General features: G+C 72.0%; 5 protein-coding genes. 1 reads left to right on the top strand and 4 read right to left on the bottom strand.

Annotation, left to right across the window (positions count from 1 at the left end):
* Window positions 1–291: 291 nt before the first annotated feature.
* The 3 genes from topA to SACPADRAFT_RS0219790 form a co-directional block, all read right to left on the bottom strand.
* Window positions 292–3342 carry a type I DNA topoisomerase gene (gene topA, locus SACPADRAFT_RS28885; protein WP_007025070.1) on the bottom strand — a complete coding sequence of 1017 codons (3051 nt, stop codon included), beginning with the start codon at window positions 3340–3342 and terminating at the stop codon, window positions 292–294.
* A 387-nt stretch (window positions 3343–3729) separates the two neighbouring features.
* Complete coding sequence (locus tag SACPADRAFT_RS0219795; protein WP_007025071.1) at window positions 3730–4386, bottom strand: hypothetical protein; 657 nt, start codon at window positions 4384–4386, stop codon at window positions 3730–3732.
* A gap of 181 nt (window positions 4387–4567) precedes the next feature.
* Entirely contained in the window at window positions 4568–6862 is a 2295-nt protein-coding gene (locus SACPADRAFT_RS0219790) for a sodium-translocating pyrophosphatase (RefSeq protein WP_007025072.1), read from the bottom strand.
* A 360-nt stretch (window positions 6863–7222) separates the two neighbouring features.
* On the opposite strand from SACPADRAFT_RS0219790, the gene SACPADRAFT_RS0219785 reads away from it, so the two are divergent.
* Complete coding sequence (locus SACPADRAFT_RS0219785; protein WP_007025073.1) at window positions 7223–9676, top strand: DEAD/DEAH box helicase; 2454 nt, start codon at window positions 7223–7225, stop codon at window positions 9674–9676.
* Here the strand turns inward: SACPADRAFT_RS0219785 and SACPADRAFT_RS0219780 are convergent.
* Window positions 9643–10329, bottom strand: a complete 687-nt coding sequence (locus SACPADRAFT_RS0219780) for a bifunctional DNA primase/polymerase (protein WP_007025074.1) — start codon at window positions 10327–10329, stop codon at window positions 9643–9645. The two genes, SACPADRAFT_RS0219785 and SACPADRAFT_RS0219780, sit on opposite strands and share 34 nt — an antisense overlap.
* Window positions 10330–10593 lie beyond the last annotated feature (264 nt).

The raw sequence follows: 10593 nt of genomic DNA, 5'->3' as shown, positions 1-10593 counted from the left end.
GCCGCGCGATCTCCGCATCACCGGGCCCGGACGCCGCCGCGTCCTGCCGGGAGGCGGGGCCGGGCGCCGGGTCGGTGAACGACCGCGACGGCTCGGGCGCCTGCGTACCGTCCGCGTCCACCACACGTCCTCCTCGCGCGTCTGTCCCGTCTCACGCGGTCGCACCACCGGATGCGGTCCGACCGGTCACGGTCGGTGCATCCCAGCGTAGCGACCGTCACGGCGCACGCCATCCGTCATCGGTGCACCGTCGTCGTCACTGATCGCGATCGGCGCGGGTGGACGCGCGGGTCAGTCTCCGGAGCCGGTCGACCCGGCACGGGACGTCGCCGCGGACCGCGACGAGGCGGACCCGGACTTCGAGGTCGTCGACTTCGACGCCGTGCTCTTCGAACCGGCCGACTTCGACCCCGTCGACTTCGACCCCGTCGACTTCGACCCCGTCGACTTGGACCCCGTCGACTTGGCGGTCGACTTCGACGCGGTCGACTTGGCGGTCGACTTCGACGCGGTCGACTTGGCGGCGGTCGACTTGGCGGCGGTCGACTTGGCGGCGGTCGACTTCGAGCCGGTCGAGGACGTCTCCGACGACGCGGTCGTCGACTTCTTCTTCGTGCCCTTCTTCGGCGCGGGCCCCTTGGCCCGCTTCTCGGCGAGCAGCTCCGCGGCCCGTTCCGTGGTCAGGTCCTCGACGCTGTCCGAGCGACGCAGCGACGCGTTGTACTCGCCGTCGGTGACGTACGGCCCGAACCGGCCGTCCTTGACCGTCATCGGCTTGCCGGACTCCGGGTCCTCGCCCATCTCCTTGAGCGGCGGTTTCGGCGCGGCCTGCCTGCCGCGGCGCTTCGGCTCGGCGTACAGCTTCAGCGCCTCGTCCACCGTGATGTCGAAGATCTGCTCCTCGCTGTTGAGCGAGCGCGAATCCGTGCCCTTCTTCAGGTACGGCCCGTACCGGCCGTTCTGCGCGGTGATCTCCTCCCCGCTCTCCGGGTCGGTGCCCACCACGCGGGGCAGGGACAACAGCTTCAGCGCGTCGTCGAGCGTCATCGACTCGATCGACATCGACTTGAACAGCGACGCCGTTCGCGGCTTCGGCTTCTTCGCCTTCGCCGTCCGCTTCCCCTCGGCCGGTTCCTCCGGCTCGGGCAGCACCTCGGTGACGTACGGCCCGAACCGGCCCTCCTTGGCCACGATCTCGTGCCCCGTCTCCGGGTCGGTGCCCAGCGTCCGGCCCTCCTGCGGAGTGGCGAACAGCTTCTCGGCCACCTCGACGGTCAACTCGTCCGGCGGCAGGTCGTCCGGCAGGTTCGCCCGCCGGGAGCCGCCCTCGCCGTCCGGGCGCTCCAGGTACGGGCCGTACCGGCCGACCCGGACGACCACCTGACGCCCCTCGTCGTCGGTGAACATCGGGATTGAGTTGATCTCACGGGCGTCGATGTCCTCGACCCCCGAGCCGACCAGCTTCTTCAACCCGCCGAGCCGGCCGATCGAACCGTCCGCACCCAGATCCCCGCCGAAGTAGAAGCGGGAGAGCCAGTCGGTGCGCTGTTCGTCCCCGGAGGCGATCCGGTCGAGCTCGTCCTCCATCGCGGCGGTGAAGTCGTAGTCCACGAGCCGCTCGAAGTGCCGTTCCAGCAGCCCCACCACGGAGAACGCCACCCAGGACGGCACCAGCGCGGAGCCCTTCTTCCACACGTAGCCGCGGTCCTGGATCGTGTTGATGATCGAGGCGTAGGTCGACGGCCTGCCGATGCCCAGCTCCTCCAGCTTGCTCACCAGGGCCGGTTCGCTGTAGCGGGCCGGGGGCGAGGTGGCGTGCGCATCGGGGTTGAGCGCCGTCGCCGTCATCGGCAGGCCGGTCGACAGGTGCGGCAACCTGCTCTGCTTGTCGTCGGCCTCGCCGCCCGCCTCGGCGTCGACGGACTCGACGTAGGCCCGCAGGAACCCGGGGAAGGTGATCGTGCGGCCGGAGGCGGAGAACACGCACTCCTCCCCGCCGGCGGCGGTGCCGGTGATGCGCACCGACATCGTGGTGCCCTTGGCGTCGGCCATCTGCGAGGCGATGGTGCGCTGCCAGATCAGCTCGTAGAGCCGGAAGGAGTCGGTCTCCAGTTCGTTCGCCACCGCACCGGGTGTCGCGAACACCTCGCCCGCCGGGCGGATCGCCTCGTGCGCCTCCTGGGCGTTCTTCACCTTGCGGTTGTACTGCCGCGGCTTGTCCGAGACGTGGTCCGCGCCGTACAGCTCGGTCGCCTGGGTCCGCGCGGCCGTCAGCGCCGCCTCGGACAGCGTCGTCGAGTCCGTCCGCATGTAGGTGATGTAGCCGTTCTCGTAGAGCCGCTGCGCGATGCGCATGGTGCGCTCCGACGAGAACCGCAGCTTGCGGCCCGCCTCCTGCTGCAGGGTCGAGGTCATGAACGGCGCGTACGGCCGCCGGGTGTAGGGCTTCTCCTCGACGCTGGAGACGGCGAGTTCGCGGCCCGCCAGCGTCTCGGCGAGCCGGGTCGCCTCCGCCTCGTCGAGCACCCGCACGTCGGCCGAGCCCTGTTTGAGCTGCCCGTCCGGGCCGAAGTCGCGGCCCGTGGCCAACCGTGCACCGTCCACGGTGGTCAGCCGGGCCGGGAAGGTCCGCGGGGACGCGTCCGCACCCGCGTCCATCGTCGCCGAGATGTCCCAGTAGGACGCCGAGGTGAACCGCATGCGCTCCCGCTCGCGCTCCACGACGATCCGCGTGGCCACCGACTGCACCCGGCCCGCCGACAGCTTCGGCATGACCTTCTTCCACAGCACCGGCGAGACCTCGTAGCCGTACAGCCGGTCCAGAATGCGCCGGGTCTCCTGGGCGTCGACCAGGTCGGAATCGAGTTCCCGGGTGCTCTCCGCGGCCGAACGGATGGCCTGCTCGGTGACCTCGTGGAACACCATGCGCCGCACCGGGACCTTCGGCCGCAGCGCTTCGAGCAGGTGCCACGCGATCGCCTCGCCCTCGCGGTCGGGGTCGGTGGCGAGATAGAGCTCGTCGACGTCGGCGAGCAGCCCCTTCAGTTCGGTGATGGTGGACTTCTTGTCCGGCGAGACCACGTAGAGCGGCTCGAAGCCGTTGTCGACGTCCACCCCGAGCCGGGCCCAGGGCTCGCCCTTGTACTTGGCGGGGACGTCGGCGGCACCGCGGGGGAGGTCCCGGACGTGCCCGCGGGACGACTCGACGACGTACCCGCTGCCGAGATACGGAGCGATCTTGCGGGCCTTGGTCGGCGACTCGACGATCACCAGGCGGCGCCGGCCGTTGCCGCCCGCGTCCTCCGTCGCGCGGTCGTCGGACGGGGAGTCCTCCCGCGCCACGGTTCGTTTCGTCCGTGTCGATCCAGCCACGCTTCGTCCGCTCTCTCGCTCGTTCCCGACTCGTTGTTCGATCCGCCAGTGTGCACGCCGCGACGACGTCCCGTCCGCTCAGGTACTCCGACACGCCACGCATCCGTCCGCACCGGGGTGCGCCGACCGCGGCCGTCGCCGCAGGTGACATCCGTGCCGTCGGCACCCGGACCCCTTCTCACACCTAGCACGCCACGCCCGGCGATCGCCGTCCGGGGCCACTGCGTAACCGGACGAACACACGGAGTGTCCGATGATTCCGGCGGCTCCCGACCTCCCGGTGTTCCCCGGTTGTGCTCCCGGAAACGACCGGGACGGCGGTGGTTGTTCCCGGAGCGTCCGGTCCCGCGGTCGGGGTCACCGCCCGCCGTCGGTGTTTCCCGCGGTGTCCGGCACATCGATCCGGGGTTCCGGACCGCCCTCGGTGAGGTCGCGGCACGCGGGGGCGTGTGCACCGGCCCGGCCGAGTCGCGGCACCGAGTCGAATCCCTCGAGCAGGTCGAGCTCCCCGATCTCGTCCATCGGCGCGTTCACCCGGCTGAGCGCGTCCCGACTGGCCCGCACGCCGTCGGCCGCGTCGAGCTCGGACCGGGCGCTCACCGCCTCGTCCCGGATCCCGGTGTAGGTCGTCACCGCCCGCGCACGGACCTGTTCGGCACCCTCGGACGGCGCCGGGTCCAGCGATTCCAGCCGGTCGAGGGCGCGGTCGAGGCCCCCGACGACCGCCCGCAGCATCTCGCTCGACGTCCGTTCGATGCTCCGTGTCGTGCTCGGGTCGATCGTCGGCATGTCCGAGACCGCCTGCACGACCTCGGTGACCGCGCCGCAGTAGTCGTTGACCCAGTTCACCGTCGAGCCACTCACCGGGCCGGGCCGCGGAGCGGCCGAGCCGGGCACGGAGGGCTCTGTCGAGGACGGGGACGGCGCCCCGGCCGGTTCACCACATCCGGCGACGAGCACTCCCGTGGTCGCGCCGAGGACCGCGAGGGCGAACCTGCCTCCGAACGGGCGCACGCCATACCTCCTCACGAGCGACCGGGCCTGACCGCGGATCTCCCCGCACTGTACTGACGGCGTCCGGACGTCCGCCCCGACGTGCGGGACCTCGACCTCACACGATCAGATGAGACGGGCCGGGCGCGGACGGCAGGAAAGCCGCCACGCCCGGCCCGGTCCCGGTCGCTCGGTCGTGGGATCAGGAGTTCGCGCCGGACGACTCCTGTGCCGCCGGGTTGTCGGTCATCACCGAGGCCCGCCGCTTGGACACCACGATCGCCGCCACGATGATCAGCACCGAGACGAGCGCGATCGCCAGCCTGGCGCCCAGCGAGGCGTACTCACCGACGGTGAGGTACACGATCGCCGGTGCGATCAGCAGCGAGACCAGGTTCATGACCTTCAACAGCGGGTTGATCGCCGGGCCCGCGGTGTCCTTGAACGGATCACCGACGGTGTCCCCGATGACCGTGGCGGAGTGTGCCTCGGAGTTCTTGCCTCCGTGGTGGCCGTCCTCGACGAGCTTCTTCGAGTTGTCCCAGGCGCCACCCGAGTTCGCCAGGAAGACCGCCATCAGCATGCCGGTCGCGATCGCCCCGCCGAGGTAGCCCGCCAGCGCCCCGGTGCCGAGACCGAAGCCCACGGCGATCGGGGCGAACACCGCGAGCAGGCCGGGTGTGGCCAGTTCGCGCAGCGAGTCGCGGGTGACGATGTCGACCACCCGGCCGTACTCGGGGCGGGTGGTGCCGTCCATGATCCCGGGGATGTCCCGGAACTGGCGCCGCACCTCGTAGACCACGGCACCCGCGGCGCGGGACACCGCGCTGATCGCCAGTCCGGAGAACAGGAACACCACGGCGGCGCCGATGATCACGCCGACCAGCGTGTTCGGCGCGATGATCGAGCTGACGAAGGACTCGCCGAGGTCCTGGGCCGTGGCCCCGGCGTCGGCCAGCGCCTCGTTGATGGCCGCCGAGTAGGAGCCGAACAGCGCGGTCGCGGCGAGCACCGCCGTGGAGATGGCGATGCCCTTGGTGATCGCCTTGGTGGTGTTGCCGACGGCGTCCAGCTCGGTGAGGATCTGCTCGCCCTCACCCTCGGTCAGGTCCCCGGACATCTCGGCGATGCCCTGGGCGTTGTCGGCCACCGGGCCGAAGGTGTCCATCGCGACGATCACGCCCACCGTGGTGAGCAGGCCGGTACCGGCGAGCGCGACGGCGAACAGGGCGACCCCGCCGCCGAGCAGGTACGCGCCGAACACGGCGGCCCCGACGACGAGCGCGGTGAACACCGCCGACTCGAAGCCGACCGAGATGCCGGACAGGATCACCGTGGCCGGCCCCGTCTCCGAGGTCTTGCCGACGTCCCGGACCGGCTTGTTCTCCGTGCCGGTGTAGTAGCCGGTCAGCCAGAGGATGACCCCGGCCAGTGCGATACCGATGATCACCGAGAACGTCGCGACCACCGCCGGGCTGCCGCCGGCGTCGGGGTCGGCGAACGAGCCGGGAAGCAGCGTGAACGCCGCGATCGCCGAGAGCGCCGCCGAGATGGCGGCGGAGATGTAGAACGAGCGGTTGATCGTGGTCAGCCCGCCCTCGCCCGCACGGGCCCGGGTGATGTAGATGCCGATGACGGCGGTGATCACACCGATGGCCGGGATGATCAGCGGGAAGACCAGCCCGTCCCCGGCCGCACCGAAGGCGGCGCTGCCCAGGATCAGCGCGGCCACCAGCGTGACCGCGTAGGACTCGAAGAGGTCGGCGGCCATCCCCGCGCAGTCACCGACGTTGTCGCCGACGTTGTCCGCGATCGTGGCCGCGTTGCGCGGGTCGTCCTCGGGGATGTTCTGCTCGACCTTGCCGACCAGGTCGGCGCCCACGTCGGCGGCCTTGGTGAAGATGCCGCCACCGACACGCATGAACATCGCGATGAGCGCGGCGCCGAAGCCGAAGCCCTCCAGGACCTTCGGGGCCTGGCCGGTGTAGACGAGGACGACGACCGAGGCACCGAACAGTCCCAGGCCCACCGTGAACATGCCGACGACACCGCCGGTACGGAAGGCCAGGCGCATCGCCTTCTCCCGGCCGCCGTTCTCCCGGGCCGCCGCGGCCACCCGCACGTTGGCCCTGGTGGCCAGCCACATGCCCAGGTAGCCGATGAAGAAGGAGAACGCCGCGCCGAGCAGGAAGAACACCGAGCGGCCGATGCGCTCGCCCCAGTCCTCCGCGGGCAGCGCGAACAACAGGAAGAACACGACCACGCCGAAGACGGCGAGGGTCTTCCGTTGTCTGTTGAGGTAGGCGGCCGCACCTTCCTGCACGGCCCGGGCGATCTCCTGCATCTTCTCGGTGCCCTGCCCCGCGGCCAGGACCTCCTTGAGCAGGAGAACACCGATGACCACCGCGGCAAGGGCGATCACGGCGACCACGGCCACGATGCCGTAGTCACTCCCGGAGAGTTCCGCCGTACTCTCCGCGAGAATGTGCCGGGACATTCGTCCTCCTGAAACGTCGCCTGTTGTCGACGCCGCCAGCGGTGCGTGTCCACTGTGCTGCAGCCGACATTGGGATCTACACCACTAACGGTGTGTTCCGGCGGAGTCTATTGGTACTGCGCCGATCACGGGCAAGGTGACCCATCTCGCACCGGAAGAAACACCATGTGAGTCCGCTCACTCACTCGATGTGTCGATCGTCACGCGACCGGATGTGGGACCCTCGACGGGTGCGGGGCGACAAGTCGACATGACGATGTGGACGCCGGTGCCGGTGTGGACGGTGTCCGGCACTGGTGCACGATGAGCGTGCGGAACGGGCAGGCAGCCGCGGCCGGGACGGCCGGGAGGGCGCGACGGATGACGACGACGGAACCAGCGGAGTTCGACCGGGACCGCGACGCGCGGCGGCTGCTCGGCCGGACCACCGCGGGCATCCCCCGCGAGCGCCACCCGGTCACGCACGTCGCCGACCTCGAGGCACGCGAGCCCCGCTTCGCCGACTGGCCGGAGTGGGCACCGGACGGCGTCGTCCGGGCACTCACCGCCCGCGGGGTCCCGCGGTTGTGGACGCACCAGGCCGAGGCCGCCTCGCTGGCCCGGTCGGGCCGGAACGTGGTGGTCGCCACCGGCACCGCGTCCGGCAAGTCGGCGGCCTACCAACTCCCGGTGCTGTCCACGCTGGCCACCGACCCGAAGGCCACCGCGCTGTACCTCGCACCGACCAAGGCCCTCGGGGCCGACCAGCTCCGCTCGGTGGCCGGGACGGACCTCGGCACGGAGGCGCACGACCCGCGGCCCGCCGCCTACGACGGGGACACCCCGCAGTCGGAACGCCGCTGGGTACGGGACCACGCGCGCTGGGTGTTCAGCAATCCGGACATGCTGCACAAGGGTGTGCTGCCCGCCCACGCCCGGTGGGCGCGGTTCTTCCGCGGACTGTCCTACGTGGTGGTGGACGAGTGCCACGGCTATCGGGGGGTGTTCGGTTCGCACGTCGCCCTGCTGCTGCGCAGACTGCGCCGGATCGCGCGGTACTACGGCGCCGATCCGGTGTTCGTGCTCGCCTCGGCCACGACCGCCGAGCCCGCCGCGTTCGCGTCCCGGCTGGTCGGCGCGGACTGCGTGGCCGTGACCGGGGACGGCTCCCCGCGGGGCGCCCGCACGGTGGCGCTGTGGGAGCCGCCGCTGCTCGACGGGCAGGCCGGGGAGAACGAGGCACCGGTGCGCCGGTCGGCGGGGGCGGAGGCCGCGCGGATCCTCGCCGAGCTGGTGATCGAGAAGGCCCGCACACTCGCGTTCGTCCGGTCCCGCCGTGGCGCCGAACTCACCGCGCTCGGCGCCGAGCGCATCCTCGCCGAGACCGACCCGGAACTGCGTGGGCTGGTCGCCGCCTACCGCGCGGGGTATCTGCCGGAGGAACGCCGGGAGCTGGAGTCGGCACTGCTGTCCGGACGGTTGCTCGGGGTGGCCACCACCAACGCGCTCGAACTCGGGGTGGACATCTCCGGGCTGGACGCGGTGGTGCTGGCCGGATACCCGGGCACGCTGGCCTCGTTCTGGCAGCAGTCCGGCCGGGCCGGCCGATCGGGCGACGACGCGCTGGTGGTCTTCGTGGCCCGCGACGACCCGCTGGACACCTACCTGGTGCACCATCCGGACGCCCTGCTGGACCGCCCGGTGGAGGCGGCGGTGCTCGACCCCACCAACCCCTACGTACTGGGCCCGCACCTGGCCTGCGCCGCGGCGGAGCGGGCGCTGACGGCCCGGGAGCTGGACGAGTTCGGCGGCGCCGCGGCCCGGGCGGTACTGGACGACCTGGTCGCGGACCGGCTGCTGCGCCGCAGGCGGAGCGGCTGGTACTGGACCGACCGGGAGCGCCCGCACCACGCCGTGGACCTCCGGGGCAGCGGCGGCGACCAGGTCGCCGTCGTGGAGTCCGACACCTCCCGCCTGCTCGGCACGGTCGACGCGGCGGCGGCGTGCGGCACCGTGCACCCGGGTGCGGTGTACCTGCACCGGGGTGCGTCCTACGTGGTCGACGAGCTCGACCTCGATCAGGGACTGGCCCTGGTGCACGCCGAGGATCCCGAGTGGAACACCTCCGCCCGCGAGGTCATCGACATCACCGTGCTGCGCACCGAGCGCAGTGTGGACCACGGCGGCGTGACGGTGCATCTGGGCGAGGTCGCCGTCAGTTCCCGCGTGGTCGGCTACCTGCGCCGCCTGCCCTCGGGCGAGGTGCTCGACCACGTTCCGCTCGACCTGCCCGAGCAGGAACTCCGGACCCGCGCGGTCTGGTACACGGTGGACGAGGACCTGCTGTGTCCGGGACCGGGCAGGGCGCCGGAGGGCGCCGGACTGGAACCGGCGCGCGTCCCCGGCGCCCTGCATGCGGCCGAGCACGCGGCGATCGGCCTGCTTCCGCTGTTCGCGAGCTGCGACCGGGCCGACATCGGCGGCGTGTCCACCGCGGTCCACGCCGACACCGGGAAGCCGACCGTGTTCGTCCACGACGGCCATCCCGGGGGCGCGGGGTTCGCCGACCGCGGTTTCGACGCGCTCGGGGCCTGGTTGGCCGCGACGCGGGAGGCCGTCGTCGCCTGCGAGTGCCCGGCGGGTTGCCCGTCCTGCGTTCAATCACCCAAGTGCGGCAACGGCAACGAACCGCTGGACAAGGCCGCGGCCGTCGCGGTGCTGGACACCGTGCTCTCCGCGCTCGGCAACGGGCCCGGCACGGCGACCGACACGGCGACCGACGGTGCCGACGGCGGACCCGCTCAGGCCGGGGAGCCCGCGCTCACCGCGTCCTGAGTGCCCACTCGCGACGGCACCGTCCGCCGGTCGGCGCGAGTCCCCCGCGCGCCCGTCGGTGCGGAGTCGGGATCTGCGCCGGGCAGCGCACGGACGAGCACGTCGTGCACCGTGGCGGCGCGCGGGAGGCGCCACCCCCAGATGTCCGGCTTCACCCGCCAGTGCACCACCCCGTGCCGGAACGGTGTCGGCGGCAGCGGGACCCAGCTGCCCGCACCGTGCCGCTCGACACCCGGGTGTCCGGCGAGCTCGGCCGGGACGTCGTCCGCGACCGTGGTGAGGAACAGCCATCGCCCGTCCGGGGTCGCCACGATCGGCGCGGGATGTCCCGTCGCACGGAGCAGACCCGCCGCACGCCGCCCGATCCGGTGGTCGACCTCGACCGCGTCCACCACCGTGCCGGTGGCGACGAGCAGACTGTAGGGGCGTCCGGTCCACCACGCGGCGACCTGCCGCGGGTGCGCACCGAGCCGTTCGCGCCAGTCGGCGTGCGCGGGAGTGGGCCGGGTCCAGTCGGACTCCTCCCCCTCGGCGTGCCCCGGGTAGGTCCCGGGCAGCACCGGCCAGCCGCGCCCGGCCAGGCCGATGGCCTCGGCGCGCAGTTCGATGCGGAAGGCGCCGCGCCAGGTCTCCGGCCGTTCGGTGTCCAACATCGCTCGCTCATGCCTCCTACTCGACGATCCCACCGCCTCGTCGCGGTGTCACATCTCACTCAAGAACACGACAGCGGGTCACCGGAACCGGCTGTCGACAACCGGCATCCGGTGAACGGTGAGTGAGCGATTCGTCAACACCCGGACCGAACGGGAGGGGACCGGTGGCCCGCCCGCCGTGTCTCCCCGGAACCCGCGGCACGGACCGGGACGCCGCCACGGGGCCCGGCGGCGCCCGCACGCCACCTCCCCCGCCCGGTCCCG

The sequence above is a fragment of the Saccharomonospora iraqiensis subsp. paurometabolica YIM 90007 genome, assembly GCF_000231035.2.
Classification (GTDB): domain Bacteria; phylum Actinomycetota; class Actinomycetes; order Mycobacteriales; family Pseudonocardiaceae; genus Saccharomonospora; species Saccharomonospora paurometabolica.
Note: the sequence above shows the minus strand (reverse complement) of the source record. Positions and strands in the feature narration are given on the sequence as shown.

Bases quoted from the DNA above. Each gene is read 5' to 3' on its own strand.
- SACPADRAFT_RS0219790 (WP_007025072.1), bottom strand. From the start codon at position 6,862: ATGTCCCGGCACATTCTCGCGGAGAGTACGGCGGAACTCTCCGGGAGT.
- SACPADRAFT_RS0219785 (WP_007025073.1), top strand. From the start codon at position 7,223: ATGACGACGACGGAACCAGCGGAGTTCGACCGGGACCGCGACGCGCGG.
- SACPADRAFT_RS0219780 (WP_007025074.1), bottom strand. From the start codon at position 10,329: ATGTTGGACACCGAACGGCCGGAGACCTGGCGCGGCGCCTTCCGCATC.